19 protein-coding genes and 1 pseudogene are annotated in these 21,900 nt (G+C 40.9%); 15 read left to right on the forward strand and 5 right to left on the reverse strand.

Annotated features, from left to right (window positions below; all coding sequences use genetic code 11):
- Nucleotides 1–697 precede the first annotated feature (697 nt).
- From CWC14_RS15405 to CWC14_RS15415, 3 genes and pseudogenes are all read right to left on the reverse strand, one after another.
- Nucleotides 698–2,696 (reverse strand): annotated as a pseudogene (locus CWC14_RS15405) (S9 family peptidase).
- 154 nt (nucleotides 2,697–2,850) lie between these two features.
- Nucleotides 2,851–3,585 carry a 5-oxoprolinase subunit PxpA gene (locus tag CWC14_RS15410; RefSeq protein ID WP_138563738.1) on the reverse strand — a complete coding sequence of 245 codons (735 nt, stop codon included), beginning with the start codon at nucleotides 3,583–3,585 and terminating at the stop codon, nucleotides 2,851–2,853.
- A gap of 1 nt (nucleotide 3,586) precedes the next feature.
- Nucleotides 3,587–5,398, reverse strand: coding sequence for a glycoside hydrolase family 3 protein (locus CWC14_RS15415; protein ID WP_138563740.1), 1,812 nt, complete (start codon nucleotides 5,396–5,398; stop codon nucleotides 3,587–3,589).
- Between the two features lie 303 nt (nucleotides 5,399–5,701).
- Between CWC14_RS15415 and CWC14_RS15420 the strand changes: the two genes are divergently transcribed.
- The 13 genes from CWC14_RS15420 to CWC14_RS15480 all read left to right on the forward strand — a co-directional run bounded on the left by CWC14_RS15420 (nucleotide 5,702) and on the right by CWC14_RS15480 (nucleotide 16,803).
- Nucleotides 5,702–7,222 (forward strand): sensor domain-containing diguanylate cyclase, encoded by a 1,521-nt coding sequence (locus tag CWC14_RS15420; protein ID WP_138563742.1) that lies wholly within the window; start codon nucleotides 5,702–5,704, stop codon nucleotides 7,220–7,222.
- A gap of 87 nt (nucleotides 7,223–7,309) precedes the next feature.
- The gene (locus tag CWC14_RS15425; RefSeq protein WP_138563744.1) at nucleotides 7,310–7,966 is read left to right on the forward strand and encodes a thermostable hemolysin; all 657 of its coding nucleotides are present in this window, start codon (nucleotides 7,310–7,312) and stop codon (nucleotides 7,964–7,966) included.
- A complete protein-coding gene (locus CWC14_RS15430) occupies nucleotides 7,963–9,441 on the forward strand; it encodes an AMP-binding protein (protein WP_138563746.1) in 1,479 nt (492 codons plus the stop codon). Before CWC14_RS15425 ends, CWC14_RS15430 begins: the two co-directional genes overlap by 4 nt.
- A complete protein-coding gene (locus CWC14_RS15435; RefSeq protein WP_138563748.1) occupies nucleotides 9,434–10,123 on the forward strand; it encodes an iron-containing redox enzyme family protein in 690 nt (229 codons plus the stop codon). Before CWC14_RS15430 ends, CWC14_RS15435 begins: the two co-directional genes overlap by 8 nt.
- A complete protein-coding gene (locus tag CWC14_RS15440) occupies nucleotides 10,120–10,890 on the forward strand; it encodes an SDR family oxidoreductase (protein WP_013462836.1) in 771 nt (256 codons plus the stop codon). Before CWC14_RS15435 ends, CWC14_RS15440 begins: the two co-directional genes overlap by 4 nt.
- 13 nt (nucleotides 10,891–10,903) lie before the next feature.
- Nucleotides 10,904–11,551 (forward strand): hypothetical protein, encoded by a 648-nt coding sequence (locus CWC14_RS15445; RefSeq protein WP_138563750.1) that lies wholly within the window; start codon nucleotides 10,904–10,906, stop codon nucleotides 11,549–11,551.
- 11 nt (nucleotides 11,552–11,562) lie between these two features.
- Nucleotides 11,563–12,222, forward strand: a complete 660-nt coding sequence (locus tag CWC14_RS15450; protein WP_013462838.1) for a response regulator — start codon at nucleotides 11,563–11,565, stop codon at nucleotides 12,220–12,222.
- A 62-nt stretch (nucleotides 12,223–12,284) separates the two neighbouring features.
- Nucleotides 12,285–13,586 carry an ATP-binding protein gene (locus CWC14_RS15455; RefSeq protein ID WP_029609982.1) on the forward strand — a complete coding sequence of 434 codons (1,302 nt, stop codon included), beginning with the start codon at nucleotides 12,285–12,287 and terminating at the stop codon, nucleotides 13,584–13,586.
- Nucleotides 13,579–13,932 carry a cupredoxin domain-containing protein gene (locus CWC14_RS15460; RefSeq protein WP_138563752.1) on the forward strand — a complete coding sequence of 118 codons (354 nt, stop codon included), beginning with the start codon at nucleotides 13,579–13,581 and terminating at the stop codon, nucleotides 13,930–13,932. Before CWC14_RS15455 ends, CWC14_RS15460 begins: the two co-directional genes overlap by 8 nt.
- On the forward strand, nucleotides 13,919–14,659 hold the full coding sequence (locus CWC14_RS15465; protein ID WP_138563754.1) for an FTR1 family protein: 741 nt from the start codon (nucleotides 13,919–13,921) through the stop codon (nucleotides 14,657–14,659). Before CWC14_RS15460 ends, CWC14_RS15465 begins: the two co-directional genes overlap by 14 nt.
- The gene (locus CWC14_RS15470; RefSeq protein ID WP_055011595.1) at nucleotides 14,656–15,369 is read left to right on the forward strand and encodes a hypothetical protein; all 714 of its coding nucleotides are present in this window, start codon (nucleotides 14,656–14,658) and stop codon (nucleotides 15,367–15,369) included. Before CWC14_RS15465 ends, CWC14_RS15470 begins: the two co-directional genes overlap by 4 nt.
- Nucleotides 15,370–15,630: 261 nt before the next feature.
- The gene (locus tag CWC14_RS15475; protein ID WP_008467029.1) at nucleotides 15,631–15,840 is read left to right on the forward strand and encodes a cold-shock protein; all 210 of its coding nucleotides are present in this window, start codon (nucleotides 15,631–15,633) and stop codon (nucleotides 15,838–15,840) included.
- 204 nt (nucleotides 15,841–16,044) lie between these two features.
- Entirely contained in the window at nucleotides 16,045–16,803 is a 759-nt protein-coding gene (locus CWC14_RS15480) for a substrate-binding periplasmic protein (protein ID WP_138563756.1), read from the forward strand.
- Between the two features lie 537 nt (nucleotides 16,804–17,340).
- On the opposite strand, the gene CWC14_RS15490 is transcribed toward CWC14_RS15480, so the two are convergent.
- Both CWC14_RS15490 and udk read right to left on the reverse strand, forming a co-directional pair.
- Nucleotides 17,341–18,564, reverse strand: a complete 1,224-nt coding sequence (locus CWC14_RS15490) for a NupC/NupG family nucleoside CNT transporter (protein WP_076922576.1) — start codon at nucleotides 18,562–18,564, stop codon at nucleotides 17,341–17,343.
- 17 nt (nucleotides 18,565–18,581) lie between these two features.
- On the reverse strand, nucleotides 18,582–19,211 hold the full coding sequence (gene udk / locus CWC14_RS15495; protein ID WP_013462847.1) for a uridine kinase: 630 nt from the start codon (nucleotides 19,209–19,211) through the stop codon (nucleotides 18,582–18,584).
- A 192-nt stretch (nucleotides 19,212–19,403) separates the two neighbouring features.
- Between udk and CWC14_RS15500 the strand changes: the two genes are divergently transcribed.
- The gene (locus tag CWC14_RS15500; protein WP_138563758.1) at nucleotides 19,404–20,621 is read left to right on the forward strand and encodes a phosphopentomutase; all 1,218 of its coding nucleotides are present in this window, start codon (nucleotides 19,404–19,406) and stop codon (nucleotides 20,619–20,621) included.
- 64 nt (nucleotides 20,622–20,685) lie between these two features.
- The gene (deoD, locus tag CWC14_RS15505) at nucleotides 20,686–21,387 is read left to right on the forward strand and encodes a purine-nucleoside phosphorylase (protein ID WP_138563760.1); all 702 of its coding nucleotides are present in this window, start codon (nucleotides 20,686–20,688) and stop codon (nucleotides 21,385–21,387) included.
- The last annotated feature ends 513 nt before the right edge of the window (nucleotides 21,388–21,900 follow it).

The raw sequence follows: 21,900 nt of genomic DNA on the forward strand, positions 1-21,900 counted from the left end.
ATGTGGTGTGGTTATTCCCCATAAATAGGCGATAACGCAGCATCAATGCCAAACAGGCGCTGCCCTTCGGGTTCTGCCTAGGGGCGATTTACTCTTTGTTGCCTACATGGATGTAGGTAAGGGGCGTGAGCAGGACGCGGAAGCTTTGCTCGGTTTTGACTTAGCCCACTAGGTTACAAACCTCGCGCCGCGATTAAACCGCCCCTAGTTTGAACAAATCTTAATCCGCAAAGGTCAACAGACCCTAAGCTACTTAAAGCAGATCACGATTTAACTAGCTGCTCTTAATACAGATCAGATTTTAACTAACCATGCTAATAACGGCCATTTTTTATTATTAAAGAGGGGAATTTGTCTTTCTAACCCACAATTTGACCACTTAAACGATTAATTTAAAGGTTTTAAGCAGGTATCGAGAGAGTAATAAACCGATTTTTTACTAACTGCTGCAGCTTATAAAACATTTTTTTACTAACTGAGGGCTTATAAACAGTGACTCAAACCGATTTTTTACTAACTCACAGCACTATTTCTTCTATAAACCGATTTTTTACCAACTCAGTTTGAATCTAAGTCCGATATTTAGTTTGAGTATGTAAGGGGTTACTTACATTATTGCTGTAAAGGGGGTTTACACATGTGAGCTTCGAGCAACGAGCAACGAGCTTATATAGCTCGTCACTCATAACTCTGCGTTTTATTTCGAATGCTTATCAAACCACCATTGAATATATGCCACTTTGGTCATTAAGTTAGATGGACGGGCAGTAATACCATGTGAAGCGTTTGGAATACGCACCATCGCAGTATCAACCCCCTGCAATTTTAAGGCTTGATAAAACTGCTCTGTTTCTGAAATAGGCGTACGGTAGTCTGCCTCACCCGTGAGTAACATGGTTGGGGTTTTAACATTGCCAACATAACTGATGGGTGAGCGTTTCATGTAATGCTCAATATGATCCCAAGGTTTGCCCGGAAACCAATAATCGGCAAAGAAAGGATAGAAGTCGGCAGTGAGTACAAAGCTGATCCAATTAATTACTGGTTTGGCAACCACTGCTGCAGCAAAACGATCTGTATGACCTACAATCCATGCGGTTAATACACCGCCGCCAGAGCCACCGGTTACAAATAGTTTAGATTCATCAATAAACCCTTTGGCAACGAGTGCATCAACACCCGTCATTAAATCATCGTAGTCATTGCTTGGGTAATTATGATGAATGGTTTGCGCAAACTCTTTACCGTATGAATCACTACCACGTGGGTTCATGTATAAAACCACGTTCCCTTTAGCGGCAAATAGTTGTACTTCGGCACTAAAGTGCGGGCCATAATTAGCGACAGGGCCGCCATGAATCTCAAGCACTAGTGGGTATTTTTTGATTTATCAAAACCCGGTGGGTAAGCAACCCAGCCTTGTATTGGCAGCTCATCGTGGCTTGATTTAAGTCATAATTCTTCAACCTTAGCGAGTTGCTTGGTTGCGAGTGCATCAGAATTTAAATCGGTTAAGCGTTGCGCTTTACCACGCTTTATTGTGGCTACATCAGCAGGGCGCTGGGTATCGGCCAATGTAAATGCAACATGACCATTTTCACTAATATCGAAATCGCCACCGGAATAAGGGCGACCAAACGCAACACTGCCTATTTGTTCGGTAATCACTTTACGTTTGCCACTTCGAGGTTGATAAGCCAGCGCAGTTTGCCCTTCATCGGCATAGCTAAAATAAAGCCCTTTTGAGTTCGCGCTCCACTTAATTTGGCCAACACTTCTATCAAAATCGGTGGTTAGGCTGTGAGTATTCCCTGTTTTTAAATCGCGAATATAGAGTTGGGTGTTTTCGTAATTAGTACGCTTGTCGTCATACCCTGTATAGGCAAGGTATTTGCCATCAGGTGACACTTTAGGTTGTTGATCAGGCCCATTACGCTCAGTTAGAGGGAAAATGGCTAGCGAGCCTAAATCGAGTTGATAGAGCTCAGTGTTAGTGGGCTTCAATTCATTATTTTCATTGCGATTAGCAGAAAAATACAATGTTTTACCGTCTTTACTAAAGCTGACTTCCCCACCATTATTAAAATTATCGTTGGTGAGTTGTTGAGCATTACCGCCATTGGCATCAAGTGTAAATAATTGACTAAACCCTTTTTCAGTATAACCCCCTCCATCGGCACGATAATAAACATCGTCAATATATTTAGCAGGCTCTGCCCACGTGGCACCTTTTGGTTTTCTAGGTAAGCTGACAGGCGCAGACGTCGCCATTGGAACAAACATACTAAATACCAGCTGGTTTGAATCAGGAGTCCAAGTTAGTGAGCTTGGATTGCTAGTTAAATTACTAACCTTAGCGATAGCCCCTGTTTTTAACCATTTAATATATATTTGGTTGCTACCATCTCGGTTTGATATGAAAGCAAGTCGCTGTCCGTCAGGAGAGACTATACACCAGAAGTTAATGGTTGTAGTTGCCCTGTGCTGTAATCAACAGACCAAATATTGCCTACTTTACGGTCGGTTTTAATATCCATACGGTTGCGGACAAAATACACGGTTTTACCGTCTTCTGTTATGTCTATTTGGTTGGCATATTCAAGATTAAAGATATCTTGAAGTTGTAATGTATCGGTATTGGCAACAGCTAATTGACTGCTGCCCAGTATAAGACTCATAGCTAAAAGCGTTTTCATTATTTATCCCTGTTTTAAATCACTGCTCTATTTATAGGGTAGGAGAGGGATAATTAACAGTCAGATGCGACGAAGCCAGTATTTAAAACTACCAATGAATGAAGGTGATAAAAGAAAGTAAAAGCTGTAAAGGGGGTTTACAGCTTAGAGGAAGTTATACGCTTGCGCTACAAAGTGCCTTAATGTCTTCAATAAGCGCAACACCTTGGGCGTTATCACTGTGCACACAAATACTATCGGCGTTAAGTTTTAACGATTTTCCTGACTGGGTAGTCACACTGTTACTGGCCAAAAGCTGTTTAACTTGTGCCAATAATGCTGCTTTATCATGCACACTGCCTGCTATATTTCGTGCTACGAGGTGCCCTTGATCTGTATATAGCCTGTCTGCGAACGCTTCTAAAACAAGCGTTAGTCCAAGGTGACGTGCCATTGTATGGTGGTGTTTAGCATCGGCCGTGGCCAGTATCATTAATTTTAGATCAGCAGGGTAACTGGCAACCGCGCCCATCACAGCACTAAGTAGTGGTTGGTGTTTCATCATGTCGTTGTAAAGCGCACCATGGGGTTTGACATAACGAAGGGTTAATCCTTGTGCCTTTGCCATGCCATCAAGAGCAGCTATTTGGTAGTGTAAACACTGAGTGAGCTCGGCCACACTCAGATTCATTGAGCGTCTGCCAAATCCTTGTTTATCGGGGTAGCTTGGGTGAGCGCCAATCATAACATTATGCTTTTTAGCGAGCTTAAGAGTATTGGCCATAACGCTAGGATCGCCCGCATGAAAACCACAGGCAATGTTTGCCATATCAATATGCGGCATTACTTGATCATCAAGCCCCATTTTCCACGCGCCAAAGCTTTCACCTAAATCACAATTGAGTTTCATATTAGTGGCTCTTTGATTGTTTAATAGTTACCGGTAAGCTGCCTTTAGCAGGGGCTTGACCGAGTAATACTTTAGCAAGTGCTGTAAATGCAGGCCCAGATACTTGCTCGTTTTTGTCTACGTCAATATTATAAGCATATGAAGCTAATACTGCATCGGCAGAGTCGCCAAACTGAGCAATATCATAAGGGGCTCGCAAACTAATAAACACGGTGGGTATTTGTTGCTTGTTAGCCATTTTAAGTAATGATTCAAGTGCTTTAGGTTGCTCTGCGTTATTGAGGGCAAAGTCTGGGTTATCGGCTAAATCATCCATCCCGCCAATTTCCACCGCGCTTTGATTAGGCGTGGCATTTCCGGCAATAATAATATCAGCTTGGTTTATATTACGCTGAGCATCAACAGGGTCAAAACCTTGTAAACTGCTACAGCTATAAACTAATGCGTGTGAGCTCAGTGCCATTATGGCTTGTTGTATGGCCATACATTTACGCGTATCGGGCATAATAATATGAATGTGTTGGCCTGCAGTAAGCTTAAGTGGCAAGGTGTTGTTGTTATTTTTTATTTGGGTGATCGCCGCTAATGCCAGTGACGCTTCTAATTTGCGATGTGCTTTATTACCAATAATGTGCTTAGCATTGGCTAATGCTTTAATGGGATCAGGAAAAGCGTTTAATTTAAATTTACTTTTAAGCGAGGTAATACGCTGTGCTGAATGCGCAATTTCCTGTGCGTTTAGTTGTTCTGATTTAACCGCACTGACTAATGACTCAATGAGGGCATCGAGCTTTTTAATGTCATCTGGCGTTCTAATCTCTATTGGCATAAGCGCAATATCAACCCCAGCGGCAAAGGTGTTTATAATTGCTTGAGTTGGACTAAAAAAGTGACTAATACCTGCCATATCAAGTGCATCGGTTACCACCACACCTTGATAGTTAAGTTCTTTACGTAGAATATCGGTCATGATTTTACGCGACATTGTCGCGGGCTTGATCATTTGTTTGCCATCAACATTAGTCAAGGTACTGCTATCGAGCTCTGGGTATTGAATATGCGCGGTCATTATCATGCCCGGACTATGCTGCTCAATAATGTGTTTAAAGGGCGCTAAATCTTGTGCGTAAATCACCTCTTTTGAATGCATCACTTTAGGCAAGCCGGTATGACTATCTACATTGGTGTCGCCATGCCCGGGAAAATGCTTTAGTGCGCTAATAATGCCATTTTTTTCAAATTCACTAACTTGTGCGGCACCTAATACTGCTACATCATTTGGGTTTTCACTAAAAGAGCGGACATTAATGACAGGATTGTCTGGGTTCATGTTTACATCAACGGTTGGCGCGTAATTTACATTAATCCCCAATGCTGAAAGCTCCGTGGCAAGAACATTCGCGGTTTGAGTTGCGAAATAAATGCCATGCTCAGGGTAGGTGGCGCCAATTGACATATTACCAGTAAATGAAGTGGCCACATCACGTGGCAGTCGAGCTACTCGTCCACCTTCTTGGTCAATTGAAATAAAAAGCGGTAAGCCTGATTTAGAGTGAGACGCAGCTTGTTGCAGTTGCTGATTAAGGCTAATTATTTGTTCAATACTTTGGGTGTTTTCAGAAAATAAAATAACCCCGCCAATATCATAACGGCTAATCGCTTTGGCTAGTGTATCTGGTAACTCGGTTAATGCTGTTCTGCAGCGCTTACTGCTGCCTTGGTGACAAAAGTAGCGTAAATCGAGCATAAGTTTTTGCCCAAGTTGCTGTTCAAGCGACAGCGCAGAATCGGCAAAAGAAGATTTTATTGGCATGAAACATCCGATTAAAAAAAGAGAAGACGACAACAGGTACTTATTTAGCAACACACACCTCAAGGCTAAATAAAAATAAAGTGCATGCAGCTTAACTATTATTGAGCTTAACTGCAAAACCCGACATATATAATAAATGTCATTTTATCATTCCAAAAATAACAAAAATTAGGCTACTTAGTTTAATTTCTGTATTATATTTAGGATATATGTAGTACATAGCAGTCGTTTTTATTTGCTTAGGATGATAATAAGTTGCGTTTTCGATCACCATTTACTTTTAAACTTAGGCAATTAATTCTGTTGTTAGCTATCACTGCTACAGCCGCTATTTTGTTCAGTGGTTTATACATTAGTTACCAAGTACAAAAAGAACGGGTAATAGAAGATACTCTCAAAAGTAACCATGTATTTGCTAGTAAGCTTGCCTCGGCGACCGATCACTTTTTAATTGCAGCGATGCAGCAGCTTGAGTTTTCAGCCAATATTATTGTTAAAGACATTAATAATACCGAGCTGTTACAACTGGAAACAAACCGACTTTTAAAGCAAACAAATAGTTTTAATTCTGTTGTTATTAATAAGTTAGGTGTGCTGAAAGCTGCTTCACCCGCCTCGCTTAATATCATTAATAAACGGGTTGATTCGCCTCATTCCAAGCAAGCATTTAAGCTGCAGCGCCCACTTATCAGCCGTCCTTATGTATCGTTAGCTAATAACTTAATGGTGATCATTTCGTATCCTTTGTTCGATGAAGCGGGTAATTATTATGGTTACATTGGTGGAAGTCTTTATTTAGAACAGCAGAGTATTTTAAACGCCTTATTAAAACAGCATAGTTACGATGGCGGGGCGTATTTTTATGTAGTGGCCGATGATAAAACTTTACTTTATCATCCCGTGAGTGAGCGTATTGGTGAGGTGGTTCAGAATAATCCTGTGATAAATCGTGTGCTCAAAGGTGAGGATGGACATGCGCGGGTAATTAATAGTTTAGGTATGCACATGCTTGCTGGATTTTCGCCCGTTAAACTTGCTAATTGGGGCGTAGTTGCCCAGCGTAGTGAGGTGGCAACACTTGCCACGTTAGATACTTTTCAAGGGCTGTTGCTCAAGCGAATGCTACCAATTGTATTAATTACTTTTGTATTGATTGGTGTGTTAGCGCATTTTATTGCTAAGCCCCTTAGGTTACTAGCTGACAGTGCAAATTTATCGACTGATCAACAAAACGTGGCAAATCTTAAAAGTATTAAACCTTGGTATTTTGAAAGTCAGCAACTTAAAGCAGCCATGTTAGAAGGAGTTAATATACTGCAGTCGAAAATGGGGCAATTACGCCAAGATGCACTCACCGATCCGCTAACTGGTGCGCATAATCGGCGAGGTTTGTATTTATTGTTAGATAAATTAATTCAAGAACAGGTCCCCTTTGCGGTTCTAGAAATAGATATCGACTTTTTTAAACGGGTTAATGACACTTTTGGCCATGATGTGGGCGATGAGGTACTAAAAACTTTAACGTGTGTGATCAAGCAGGTATCTCGCAAAGATGATATTGTTGCGCGAACTGGTGGCGAGGAATTCTTACTTATATTACCGAACGAAAATAGCGATAGTGCGTTTGTTATTGCTGAGCGGTTACGTAATGAAGTGGCGAATACACCGATGGCCAAAGTTGGTTGTATAAATGTCTCCATCGGCATTGCTACATGGCCGCAGCACAGTGATGATATTGATCAAGTATACAAATGTGCTGACAAAGCGCTCTATCATGCAAAAGAAACGGGCCGTAATAAAACCGTTATTGCCAGTCTAAATTAAATTTTTTAAAAAATTAATTTACCTTAAGTTTTATTTAAGTTTCGCCTATTAAATTCTACCTATAGATTTAATACAGGCGATGCTTTTATGCAATTAGCTCAACAACAACAGTCATCATCAACACTTTTTCAGTCGTTCACACAGTTTGTGAGCGCCAGAGAATGTGATGAACACCGTCAGCGCCTTGAAGATACAGTAAAACAAGGCTTTTTAGCTGCGTACAATGCCAGCCTAACTTCATTTATGCCATTACTCTGTCAGTATAAAACTCAGCAAGGGCATTGCACTTTAGGGCTTAGAAACGCCACTTCTCCTTTATTTATTGAACAATATTTAGCAGCGCCCATTGAGCAGTTTTTACCAATGGGCACACAGCGCAGTAAAGTGTTTGAGTTAGGTAATCTCTATTCAACACACAGAAAAGCCACGTTATCGCATTTTATTATTGTTAATGAAGCTTTAAGAGCTATTGGTGCTACTAATTTGGTTTTTTGTGCCACCAAACAGGTACGCGCTTTATTGCGTTTATTAGGGGTAACGTGTAATGAAATTGCATTGGCTAACAGCAGTGTTGTTGAGCAACCAAAAAGCTGGGGAAGTTACTACGCGAACCAGCCTACAGTATGCATTGTTAATTTAGAGCAAGCACATCTACAAGTACTTAATACGCCAATGCTACTTGATATTAAACAACAAAATACACATGGCATTACGGCATTAATCAATGCGCTGGAGGCGGTATGAGTATGTTAAATAGCTTAAGTGATTTAGCTACTCAGCCGGCGGTAGTTGCGCATTTTGCGAATCAAACACAACAGTTCACAGGCACTGAGCTGCTTCACGAAATTAATAAAGTAGCGGAAATTTTTGCAAATTCAGATGCTGATGCAATTGCATTTCAACTTGATAACACACCTGCTTGGTTGGTACTTGATGCTGCGACCAGCGTTGCTAATAAAGTGGCTATACCGATCGCCCATTTTTTTAGTCAACAACAAACACAATATGTGTTGGCACAGTGTGGTGCACAGCTGTTTATAAGTGATATGCCAAGGCTTTCTTTGGGTGCGCATACATTGTCTATTACTTTGTTTGATCATTACACCTTATATATTTATCAGCTCAACGTTAAAGAACCGATTCGTTACTTTAAGGGCACGCAAAAAATCACTTTTACGTCAGGCTCTACAGGCGAGCCAAAAGGGGTGTGTTTATCAACTCATAGCCAAATGCAAGTTGCACAATCGTTATGTGAGCAAATAGGTATAAGTAAACCAACTCACTTATGTTTTCTGCCATTACCTGTATTACTGGAAAATATTGCAGGTATTTATGCACCATTATTAAGTGGCGGTTGTGTACATTTAATGCCGTTAAACGAATTGGGTTTTGTTGGCTCAGGGTTAAAAAATCCTGAAAAACTCATTAGTGCAATTGACAGTGTAAAACCTAACACCCTTATTTTAGTGCCTGAGTTATTAACGTGTTTAATTGCGTTTGCAAAACAAGGTTGGCAGCCGCCAAAGTCATTACAGTTTATTGCAGTTGGCGGAGCGCTCGTGAGTGATGCTTTAATTGCCACCGCCAGAGAGCTTAATTTACCTGTTTATCAGGGGTATGGATTATCAGAGGCGGCATCTGTCGTAAGTTTAAATACGCCCAAAAATGATGATTTAAAGAGTGCCGGCACTGTATTACCGCACATACAAACCAAAATCGAAAAAGGCCAGTTGTACATAAAGGGTGAGCTATTTTTAGGGTATTTAAATCAAGCGCCGCATAACCCAAATAACTGGTATGCAACAGGCGATTTAGTGACCCAGCATGGCAATAAGCTCTTCATAAAAGGGCGGCTTAAAAACCTGATTATTACCAGCATGGGCCGTAATGTCAGTGCTGAATGGCCTGAGTCATTAATATTGAGCCAAAGCGCGATTGTACAAGCCGTTGTTTTTGGTGAGGGCAAACCTTTTTTAACCGCGATTATTTATGCAATCCCTGAGTTGAGTGATCAACAACTCAGTGAGCATATGAAATTTATAAATCAACAGTTACCCGATTATGCACAAGTTAAAAAGTGGCATCGGTTAGCTCAGCCTTTAAGTGTTCAGCAAGGGTTACTAACGACCAATAATCGTCCTAAGCGCCAGGCTATTAGCCAGCAATTTAACCTTATTTTTGAACAATTTTACCGACTTGGAGAAGTGATCCATGACTGATTTTTTTAATACATTAAAAGCACAAACTCAAAACGAGCGTGAGTACTTATTAGCTGCGCCAATTATACAGCGCGTTTTTAAAGGCCAAGCATCACTTGAAGAGTATGCGTCATTTTTAGCGCAAGCCTATCATCATGTAAAACACACTGTGCCATTAATGATGTCGTTAGGTGCCCGTTTAACCGACGAACAAGAATGGTTACGTGAAGCCGTAGCCGAATACATTGAAGAGGAAATTGGCCATCAAGAATGGGTGCTTAACGATATTGCCGCGTGTGGTTTTGATAAAGAAAGTGTGCGCTATAGTCAGCCACAATTCGCCACTGAAATGATGGTCTCGTATGCCTATGACAGTATCGCTCGTAAAAATCCATTAAGCTTTTTTGGCATGGTTCATGTACTCGAAGGGACTTCAATTGCCCTGGCTGATGGCGCAGCTTCAAATATTGCTGATGCAGTTGGTTTACCTAAAAAAGCATTTAGCTATTTAACCTCTCATGGTGCGCTTGATATAGAGCACGTAAAGTTTTTTGAAAACTTGATGAACAAAATTACTAATGAGGCCGATCAGCAAGCTATTTTACATGGCGCAAAATGTTTTTATCGTTTGTACGGTGATATTTTTCGCGCTTTAGATGACGAGCCGTTCTTTAAAGCATCAGCGCAAGAGCAACACGCATGAATACCGGCTTATGTGTGTTAACAGGAGCCACAGGGGGAATTGGCCAAGCGATTGCCAAAACACTGCACGCACAAGGTTGGCAATTACTATTAGTAGGGCGTAATGGCGATGCGCTAAATGCGCTAAGTAGCCAGTGCCCAGGTAGTATGACTTTTGTGGGAGATTTAACGGTTGCCGAAAACATGTTGGCACTCGCAATTAAAGCCAAAAAATTGGGCGGTGCTAAATTACTCATAAACAATGCAGGCATTAATGTTATGCAAAGCTTAAGTAGTTGTAGTAGTGAACAAATTGATAATCTACTGAGCACTAATTTAGCCGTCCCGATGAAACTATGCCAACTGTTTTTAGAGCAGCTGCAAGCGAATAGAGGCACCATAGTTAATGTTGGGTCGTCTTTTGGTAGCATAGGTTACCCATATCAAACACTTTATTGTGCCAGTAAATTTGGTTTGCGTGGTTTTAGCGAAGCGTTATCACGAGAGCTTTCAGACACTGGCGTTAGAGTTACTTATTTGGCACCTAGAGCAACTGATACTGACATTAATGATGCTCAAACGCGGGCAATGAACAAAGCGCTTGGTAATCAAATGGACTCTCCGCAGTTGGTGGCTGATGAGTTAGTTGCGTTATTAAACTCAAATAAAACCAGACGATTTATTGGTTTTCCTGAGAAACTTTTTGCACGTATCAATGGCGTTTTTCCACGTATTGTAGATAACGCAATTGCTAAACAACTCCCTAAAATAAAAAGCTTTTTAGGTTAATAGAGGATTTATTATGAAAAAATTTACTTTAGCAGCTTATTTAAGCATTGTTAGTGTATTTTCATCGCCGGTATTTGCAGATGAACAAAGCGACTTACTCGCTATTCAACAGCAGTGGGCGGTCGCTAATTATGAGCTTAAAGATGACGCACAAATCAAAGCCTTTACTCAACTGAGTGAGCAAAGTGCTCAATTTATCGAAAACTATCCTAATTCAGCAAATAGCTATACATGGAACGGCATTGTGCTGGCAAGTTTTGCGGGTGCAAAAGGCGGCTTAGGGGCGTTGGGTTATGCCAAAGATGCAAAGGCATCATTAGAGCAAGCCCTTAAAATAGACGACAGTGCTTTAGGTGGCTCAGCGTATGCCAGCCTGGCAACTTTATACAGTAAAGTACCAGGGTGGCCAATTGGCTTTGGTGATGATGACACCGCCGATAAGTTTTTTAAGCAAGCACTCGCTTTTAATCAAAAAGGCATTGATACTAATTACTTGTATGGTGAGTTTTTATACGACGAACGTGAATATAAGCAAGCCAAAGTCCATTTGATAGTTGCACAAGCGGCCGGTATTCGTGATACTCGCGCTAAAGCGGACAAATATCGTCAGCAAGCAATTAGCCAATTATTAGCTAAAGTTGATAAAAAACTAAAGAGATAACAAAACAAACAATGCATTTATTATTAGTTGAAGATGATCATCTTGTGGCGCAAGGGCTTTGCCGCTCATTGCGCCAAGAAGGCTACAGTGTAGAACACAGCGCAACGGTTAAGCATGCGTTGCAATGTTTAGGCAGTGGCGAAATAGAGTTGGTTATACTTGACCTAGGCTTACCTGATGGTGATGGTTCGCAAATTTTAAAGCACATAAAAGCACAAAAAAAAGTCATTCCGGTGGTGATACTAACCGCTCGCAGTAGCATAGATGATAAAGTGCAAGGGCTTGATATGGGGGCTGATGATTATTTAGCTAAGCCATTTGAACCAGCCGAATTATTTGCTCGTTTGCGCGTAGCGAGCCGACGTGTAAATCAAGCTCAGTCGAGCTTATTACAATGTGGTGATGTTACTATGGATACGTCAGCGCACAGTGTCACACTTAACGATGAGCTACTTTCTCTGCCGCGAAAAGAGTACATGCTGCTAAAAGCGTTACTGGAAAACCAAGGTCGCGTGCAATCTAAGCAGCAGTTAGAAAATAAACTCTATCAATGGGGTGAAGAGGTTGGCTCTAACACCATTGAGGTGCATATTCATCACCTACGAAAAAAATTCCCCAGCGATTTTATTAAAACTCTCCGTGGTATTGGCTATGTTGTGGGAAAGAGATAGCTCACGTGATTAAAACGCCCCTAGATTGCACAAACTTGAATTTACAAAGGTAACCATGCTCTATGTCAATTCGTAAGCGTTTAACACTTATCTTACTGTCAATGATGGTGTTAACCTGCTTTTTAGCTTTAGTAAAAGGCTATCAAAAAAGTATGAGCCATGGTGAGCAATTACTCGATAGTGAGCTAAAAGTGGTGGCTGGAGTCTTGATGCAACAGCCTCTATCTATTAACGCTATGGCGCCAAAAATGCAAGAAAGCGCCCAGTTACTGTATCAAATTTGGCAAAGTGGTGAGCTACTTAGCGGTTCTGACGAATTAAATCTTGATTTGAGCCAATATCAAGCGGGTTTTCAAACGCTTAATATTGCAGGGCAGCGAATGCGGGTATTCGTTTTTGCTACTTCTTTACGCACCGTTATTGTTGCCGAGCCGATTGCTAAGCGGTTTGAGCTTGCCGAGGCGGTGATTTTATCAGCCATGTTACCCATGTTATGGGCGGTTCCTTTGCTTGCGCTATTTATTAGCTTTTTTGTTAAATATGCACTGGCACCGTTAACCCGTTTATCAAAACAGTTAGCCCTGCGCCAAGCAAATGATTTCACAGCGATCAATTGGCAGGTGACGGATGAAGAAATAAAACCAGTGATCAGCCGCTTAAACGACTTATTTAAACGCGTAGAAACGGCCTATTTACGAGAGCGTTTTTTTGCCTCAGATGCCGCCCATGAATTACGTACACCCCTGAGCAGTTTAAAAATTAATGTGCATAATTTGGCCGCCCAACAAGGCGATAACCAAGAATTACAAGCCATGACTCAAGGTATTAATCGACTCACCAATATAGTGGAGCAAATGCTAATACTAGGGCGTACTCAGCCAGAGCAGTGGCAAAAGCAGTTTAAAGAACAGTCATTATTAGCGATCACGCAAGAAGTAGTTAGCCAACTATATGAAAAAATAGAGGCTAAAAATCACACTATTAGCCTTGAGGGAGATGACTTTACTATTAACGGTGATGAGTTTACCTTAGTGACGTTGATTTCAAACCTACTGAGTAATGCTATAAAGTACGCGCCTGCAAACGGACAAATAAAAATTACCCTAAAGCAGATGCACAGGCAGCGTATTTGGCAAATAGAAGACAGCGGTCCAGGTATGACGGACGATCAAAAACAACGGATATTTAATCGCTTCTATCGTGTTGGCGGTGACCAACATCCTTCGGGTGAACAAGGTGCGGGCTTAGGCATGGCAATAGTCCAGCACATTATTGCTATTTATAGCGCTGAAATTAATTTAACAGACAGCGATTTGGGCGGCTTAAAAGTACAGGTAGTTTTTGCAGGAGCTAAATGTGATTAAACGACTTATTCACCCCTATTTATATTGTTGCGTATTTTTATCATTTAACGCCGCCAGTAAAGACTATCTTATTGTACTTAAAGATCATTTGTTTTATCCCGCAGAAATCGTCGTACCGGCCAATAAAAAGGTACGCTTGTTAATCGAAAATCAAGATAGTACGCCTGAAGAGTTCGACAGTTTCGATCTCAATCGAGAGAAAGTACTTTACCCTAAGCGCAAAAGCGTTATTTATATCGGGCCGTTAATCCCTGGGCGCTATGAATTTTTTGGCGAGTTTTCGCCCAATACGGCGCGTGGTGCTGTCATAGTGACTGAAAAGGAGCGCTCTAATGCTAATAACTAGCCTAGTGATGAGTCTAAACCAGTTACTGCCGGTGGCCATTTTACTTATTTTACTGCAAGTTGTAGCCAAGCAAAGTTTAATGAAATTGCTGGGAGGGCTTATTTTAGGGATCGGGCTTTCATTTTTGTTTGTAAAAAGTGCGCCGTTAATTAGTCCCTTGTTCGACTACCAGGGTTTAGAATATACCCAAATTGCTTTATGTGTTTTAGTGTTTATCAGTGCGCTGTACTACGCCATTAAACAAGCAACGCCTGCATTTATGATTGCGATTATCAGCGTAATGACTCTTTATTTAAGTCATTACATTATTTACCTGATTGGCTTTTGGCAAAACAACGAAGCAGCACAAAGCTTATTTATTGGCACTTTTTTAGGCTTAGGGATATGCAGTAGCTTTAGTGTGTTGTTGTATTTTTTATTGAGTGCAATCAAACAGCGCTTTGGGCTTATCCCTTTATTGGTATTGTTAGCGTTAAACAGTGCGGCAAAACTGGTTGTGGCACTTGATTTGGCGAGCCAAATTGATTTGATAGCAACAACGGCAACCGTATGGGATTTACGTGCTATTTTAACCGAAAACTCAGAGTTTGGACGAGTATTGCGCGCTCTGATTGGTTATGAGGCTACGCCTAATTTAACCAGTGTTTTAAGCTATGCGTTGAGCAGCGTGTTATTTTTATCTGTTTGTTATTTTATTCCTAAATTAATCACTAAGGAAAAATCATGAAAGCAATAAACCTATTTGCAGCCACTGTATTAATTGGTTTTTGTTTATTAATACCTAAGCTCGTTTATGCTGATGGCATAGTAGTAGATAAAGTTTATCATCCGTATGTGTTGCCGTTTGAGCGCGAGCTAGAATGGCGGCTTGTGTCGCATCAAACTGATAGTGGTAATATTTTAGCACAGCGCGTTGGCTTAGGCGGCGCAATAAACGACACCATGGCATTGGAAGGCTACATCGTGGGTGAGCGCGATGATAACGGTGACTTTGGCTTGCAAGCGTATGAGTTAGAGCTTCGTTGGCAGTTAATAGAGCAGGGCAGGCTATGGGCTGATTGGGGCGCGTTATTTGAATTTGAAAAACAGCATGACGCCGACGCATACGAAGCAACCTCTGGTTTTGTAATTGAAAAAGAGTTTGGTCGTGCAAGCCTCACCATGAATGCTTTTTTAGTATACGAATGGGGGCAAGATATAGAAAACGAATGGGAAAGCGAGTTTAGAGCGCAATATCGCTACCGATACTTGTCTGCTTTTCAGCCCGCGGTTGAGGTGTATCTTGGTGAAGACTTTGTGGGTATTGGCCCTGGGTTTATAGGCTTGCACCGCTTTGATGGACAAAAACAATTAAAGTGGGAAGCCGGTTTTATTACTGAAATCAGCCAGTCAGAGAAGAATCATAGTTTTAGAATGGCGTTAGAATTTGAATTTTAAGCTGCTTAAACAAGTGCTTAACATGTAAAGTGAGTTACGAGGGTTATTTTATTAATTAAATCGCGTAAAGGGTTGACTTGTCACAGTAACTCTATATAGTAGGCCGCAGCTAGAAAGAAAGCATGATAATTTATAAATCTCCATTTCGTTGTTGTATAAGTAATACTTGTAGTACCGTCCTGAAGTTTTTAAGTACCATCTCATTTTTTGCTACACCGCCCATTAGGGCACAATTTAATTTTTTATATCAGGAATAATACTATGTCTAACATCGTATCAGGTACAGTTAAGTGGTTCAACGAGTCTAAAGGTTTTGGTTTCATCGAGCAAGAAAACGGTCCAGACGTTTTCGCACATTTCTCAGCAATCAAAAGCGAAGGTTTCAAAACTTTAGCTGAAGGCCAACGTGTAGAGTTCACTCTTTCACAAGGTCAAAAAGGTCCTCAAGCTGATAACATCACAGCTCTATAATTTTACTTTTTAAGTAAAATGAAAAAAAGCGCTTAAGGCGCTTTTTTTGTGCCCAAAATTTAAGAATATTACACCACCGCTTTAACACCCTAGTCATTTTTATTTCTATTTACGTCATCTGCTATTTTAACATTACAAACAGCGTTATAAATTAATAGTTTCTACATGCTTTCTAGGTTAAGGTTATTACTTAAATTATAGGGGGTGTTTATTTTTAAATTTACATTATTAGCGTTAGGGTTGCTATTTAGCCATAATATCCAGGCTGCTGAGCCTAAACTGGTTATTTATACCGAAAGTTTTCCTCCGTATAACTTTCAAGATAGCACTGGCCAATTGGTGGGTATCAATCATGACATAGTAAAAGATACCTGTGCCCGTGCAGCGCTAGAGTGCGAGTTTATAATGCTACCTTGGAAGCGTGCTTACCACTTAGTGCAAAGTAACCCGCAGTCAGCCATTTTTTCTTTGGCAAAAACGCAAGAGCGAGAGCCTCTTTTTAAATGGGTTGGACCCTTGGTGTCAAATCAAACCTACTTTTTTAAATTAAAAACTAGCGACCATATTGTGATGAATGATATTTCACAAGCTAAAAACTACTCGTTGGGCATAGTGCGAGGCGACATTTATGAAATGCTGGTGCGTCGACTTGGGTTTGTTACCGATAAAAACTTACTATTGTTTAGTGAAGCAGACTCATTTATGCGACTGTTTTTTAAAAAACGCATCGATTTAATTATTGGCTCTGACTTTACTATTGATCATCAAAGTGAGCCATTTGGGTACTCTAGGGATGACTTGGTGAAGCTCAAGCAAATTCATGTGGATGAGCTTAAAGGCAACTATATTGGCTTTAACAAAGCCGTTTCACCTATGGTAGTAAAACGCTTTAATCAAGCACTTGAGCGGCTTAAGGCAGAGTCTGGCTATGAAGCTTACATTAAACGTTATGTAAAAAATTAAGCCTATAGACAATAATAAACACGCCTAAGCAGAGAAAAACTCAAAAAGTTCCCACTCAATAATGCCTATATTACCTCTTCACAGCCATTCATTCTTGTTAACTTCGCTACCTTTTATACTCTCAAGTGCCTTGTAAAGGGCTGACAATTAAATGCTTCTGCAGTTACACAGTTGTTCATATTTTTTTAGTAATACCAATTCGCTTAATTAAGTGGTCTATTTTGAGGCTGGAAAACGAGTTGATAGCTAGGCAAAAAATTCGCTATTTAGTTGTTCTAAATGAGAATTTTTTAACACAGGTAGCGACACGTTTAGTCCCGCAAAATGATTAAGTATTATTGCGGATTGGTATAAGAATGAAAGCTTTGCTAGGGAATTTTTAGGTATGAATTGCTGAGGATTTAGAAAGTAGAGGCTATAAAAACGATAAAAGGGCCTTGCGGCCCTTGGTGAAGTATCGTTCAAGTCAGATAGTGCTTTAACCCCTTAAAGCGCTATCCTATTGTTTTGCAACAGTTGGATCGTCTCATTAAGTTTCTAAGCTAGCGAGAGGAAAAACCCAGCAATTGCTGCGCTCATAAGGTTAGCCATAGATCCTGCTAACACTGCTCTGAGCCCTAAGCGTGCGATATCCTTTCGCCGACTAGGCGCCATACCGCCTAATCCACCTAGTAAAATGGCTATCGATGATAAGTTAGCAAAGCCACACAAGGCAAAGGTAACAATTGCTTGTGTATGCGCACTTAACGTATCGCGATAATTTATAAAGTCTAAGTAAGCAACAAACTCATTTACCACTAACTTTTGACCAATAAAGCTGCCGGCTATAATTGCCTCATTCCACGGTACTCCTAGTAACCATGCAACAGGGGCAAATAAGTAGCCTAAAATTTCTTGTAGCGTTAATGTAGGGTAATCAAATAACCCACCAATACCGCCTAATAAACCGTTTAATAAAGCAATTAACGCAACGAAAGCAAGTAGCATTGCACCTACGTTAAGTGCCAACTGCATACCGTTTGCTGCGCCTGATGCTGCTGCGTCAATAACATTAACCGGTTTGTCATCGCCTAAATCTATATCGGCTAAATCATCTTTAGGTGTTTCTGTCTCTGGCACTATCATTTTTGCCATTAAGAAACCGCCTGGTGCCGCCATAAAGCTGGCTGCAATTAAATACTTAAGGTCTACGCCAATAATTACATAACCGGCCATTACAGAGCCTGCTACGGTGGCTAAACCACCAACCATTACGGCAAACAATTCCGACTTGGTCATGGTTGCAATAAACGGTTTAACAATTAAAGGCGCTTCAGTTTGACCAACAAAAATATTTGCTGTGGCTGAAAGCGACTCGGTGCGTGAGGTTTTCAATAATTTTTGTAAACCGCCACCCAAAATTTTAATAATCCAATCCATAATGCCTAAGTGATATAACACAGCAACAAGTGCTGAGAAAAACACAATAACGGGCAATACTTGAATTGCAAAAATAAACCCTAGCGTATCTTGCGAAGCTAATGGGCCAAATAAAAAGCTAATTCCATCGTTGGCATACCCAATAACCGATGAAACGGCGCGAGACATACTCGCTAATACATTTTTGCCTGCTTCAAAAAACAGTACAAAACCGCCGATAATGACTTGCATTAAAAATGCGATACCCACGGTTCTTAATTTTATTGCTTTGCGATCAGTTGAGGCCGCAAAAGCGATGCCTAGTAGCACTAGCATGCCTACTAAGCTCATAAATGTTGTCATACAAACGTTTCCCGTTGTTATTCTTGTAAAATGTACTTTATTTTACTTTTTATAATATCAATCGCAACGCGATTCATACCGCCTCGAGTCACAACTAAATCAGCGTTATGCTTTGAAGGCTCAATAAATTGATAAAACATCGGTCTAACAGTTGCTTGATATTGCTCAACAACAGATTGTAATGTTCTGCCTCTTTGTTCCATGTCGCGTTGCATTCGGCGCATTAAACAAATATCCAATGGCGTATCTATAAACACCTTGATATCAAATTCTTTATTAAGCGCTTTATCACTCAGTAATAAAATACCTTCTACAATGAGTATTTTAGCCGAAGCCACACGGCGCGTTTTATCGCTACGTGTATGCTGAGCATAATCATAAGTTGGTACTTCAACAGAGTGGCCATTACGAAGTTGCGTTAAATGCTCAAGCAATAGCTCGTGTTCAAATGCATCAGGATGGTCGTAATTCGTTTGCGTACGATGTGCCATCGGCAAATGCGATTGATCCTTGTAATAAGCATCTTCTTCAATAATGGCGATAGCGCCTGGTTCAAGCTCATTTACCAATTCATTGTAAATAGTTTGGCTAAATAGAGATTTGCCGGACGCCGATGCGCCTGCAATAGCTATAATAGTTCGTGTCACTAAAGTTCTCACCCACACAGAAGGATATATTGTTGGTAGATCACAATAGCAAAAAAGACACGATTAATCTCTTTTGCTTCGCTTAAGAGTGCAAATTTATAATGTTTAGGTTTTATGAAACAGGACTTATGTCCTGTACGGAAAATTCGAAGAGCAGATAAAGTAACCACCTAGAACAGATGTGAGGTCACAATGGCAAGAGCAATTATCTTAATGGCGGATAGTTTAGGAATTGGCGCAGCACCCGATGCAGATAAATTTGGTGATGTTGGTGCTAATACATTCGCACATTTACTCAAGGCATATTATGACGAGACTGGCAGTAAGCTTTCGCTTCCTAACCTTTCAAAACTGGGGTTAGTAGATGCATGTGAAGCCGCTGGTAAAGAACCCTGTTTAATTGCTGACCGAAATGAGCCACAAGGCGCATGGGGTTACGCAAAAGAGCTTTCAAGCGGTAAAGACACGCCATCGGGTCATTGGGAAATGGCTGGCGTGCCAGTGTTATTTGATTGGGGTTACTTCCCTAAAACACAGCCGAGTTTCCCACAAGAATTTGTAGACGAGTTTATTGCTCGCACAGGTATTCCGGGCATTTTAGGCAATTGCCATGCCTCAGGAACCACGATTTTAGAGCAGCTAGGTGAAGAGCACGTAAAAACAGGTAAACCAATCTGTTACACCTCAGCTGATAGTGTGTTTCAAATAGCCGCGCATGAAGAATCATTCGGCCTAGAGAAGCTTTATCAAGTTTGCGAAATCGCACGGGCGCTGCTTGATGAAATGAATATAGGGCGAGTGATTGCGCGGCCATTTTTGGGTTCTAATAATCAAGACTTTGCCAGAACCGGTAATCGTCGTGATTATTCAGTATTACCGCCATCGCCAACATTGCTCGATGTACTTGCAAAAGACGGTGGCGAAGTTATCAGTATTGGTAAAATTTCAGATATTTATGCGCATCAAGGCATTACCCAAAAGCATAAAGCGCCAGGGTTAATGAACTTGCTAGAAAAAACCAGTGAAGTGATGGCCACTGCGCAGGAACACAGTTTGATTTTTACCAATTTAGTTGATTTTGATGAAAAGTTTGGCCATCGCAGAAATCCTGTTGGCTATGCGAAAGCGCTAAAAGAGTTTGATGATTACTTACCCACTATTTTAGATCAGCTAAAGCCTGATGATTTATTAATGATCACCGCCGATCATGGCTGTGACCCGACCTTTCCAGGGTCAGAGCACACTCGTGAATATGTGCCAGTTATTGCTTATCAGCCAGGAATGAACAACACGCCACTGGGTGAACGCAATAGCTTTGCCGATATTGGCCAAACACTTGCGCAATGGTTTAACCTTAAAGCGTTAGAATATGGTGATGGCTTTATTGATAAGCTGAACACAGTTAAATAACTTAGAAATACGCTCGCTATTTTAAAGTAATAGGGCTTTTAGCCAAACAAAAGGAAAACAATCAATGAGTACTCCGCATATCAGTGCAAACGTAGGTGATTTTGCCGAAACAGTATTAATGCCAGGCGATCCGCTACGCGCACAATATATTGCTGAAAACTTTTTAGATGATGCAGTGCAAGTAACTGGCGTACGTAACATGTACGGCTATACTGGAACTTACAAAGGTAAGCCAGTGAGCATTATGGGTTCAGGCATGGGCATTCCTTCAATGTCAATTTATGCTCGTGAGCTTATTGTTAGTTTTGGTGTTAAAAATATTATTCGTATAGGTACCTGTGGTGGTATTGGTAGCGATATTAAAATTCGCGACGTAATTTTTGCACAAGGTGCAAGCACAGATTCAAACGTAAATCGTGCCCGCGTTCGTGGTACTGACTTTGCTGCGATTGCTAACTTTGACTTACTTTTAAACGGCGTAAATGCGGCTAAAGATTTAGGCATTGATGCAAAAGTAGGTAACGTATTTACTACCGATACTTTTTATCAAGCAGACGACACGTTTTATAAAGACCTAGACAAACTAGGTGTACTCGCTGTTGATATGGAAACAGCTGGCTTATACGGCGTAGCAGCAGAATACGGCGCAAAAGCAATGGCATTATTTACCGTCAGTGATCATGTAATCACCGGCGAAGCAACACCTGCAGATGAGCGTCAAACCACGTTCAACGAAATGGTTAAAATTGCCCTAGAGTCTATCTAGTCTTAAACAATTCCTTGGTAACGTATTCACTAAGTTTTGGAGACACGCCCAAAGTGAAGTGAGACTAAACCCCCAAAGCTGCATTTTATGCGGCTTTTTTTATGCCTCAAATTTAGGTGTGAGATTCGGGCCTCGGGGTGCGGGCCACGGGGTTCGAGCTACGGGCTTTAGGTTCCTAGGTTTCAGGTTAAAGGTTAAAGGTTAAAGGTTAAAGGTTTAAGGTCAAAGGTTTAAGGTCAAAGGTTTAAGGTTTAAGGTCAAAGGTTAAAGGTCAAAGGTTTTAGCAGTAGCTCGCAGCTCGTCACTCGAAGTCCGTTGTCTTCTCATTTACTCTCATTCACTTCTCTGTGTTTAAACAAGAAATTAGATTTAGATGTCAGATTAAAATGCGCGAGGTAAACTCCCGCCTACTGATATGGTTACCTTCTAAATTTATTTTAGGCGGGGCTTTATGCCGCGCAAGGTCATTAATATAAAAAATATTTACCACCGAGAACACTGGGTTTACAGAGA

It is taken from the genome of Pseudoalteromonas sp. S3260 (genome assembly GCF_005886925.1).
Taxonomy (GTDB): Bacteria; Pseudomonadota; Gammaproteobacteria; order Enterobacterales; family Alteromonadaceae; genus Pseudoalteromonas; species Pseudoalteromonas tetraodonis.